We start from the raw sequence: 291 nt of genomic DNA, 5'->3' as shown, positions 1-291 counted from the left end.
TAACAAAAAGACTGCCTAGTACTCTCTTGTACACAGACTCATCAAAGCTGTCAATCTTAGTGTGAAATTCCGAAAGCAGATAATCATATGTGAACCTGCCCAAGGTTGCGCTGATTGTCAAATCCCCGCTCCCGCTCTTTTCGCTAACCGTTGAGTCAAGCTCCCTTACTTGACTCTCTGAATCATCCCTATCTACTACCTTCCAGGCTCCACCTTCCCTAACCAGATAGCGCCGGAGATCGAGGCCGCTCCCTCCTGCTTCCTCCCCAGGCTCCTCCGACTCGGAAAGCA

General features: G+C 50.5%; 1 protein-coding gene. It reads right to left on the bottom strand.

Annotation, left to right across the window (positions count from 1 at the left end; translation table 11 throughout):
* Positions 1 to 291: hypothetical protein (locus S1OALGB6SA_RS10090; RefSeq protein WP_195910269.1), on the bottom strand; the 291-nt coding region annotated here is incomplete at both ends.

Source organism: Olavius algarvensis spirochete endosymbiont, from assembly GCA_900608495.1.
Taxonomy (GTDB): Bacteria; Spirochaetota; Spirochaetia; order DSM-2461; family DSM-2461; genus UBA2779.
The sequence above is the reverse complement of the archived record's forward strand: the minus strand, read 5'-3'. Positions and strand labels throughout refer to the sequence as shown.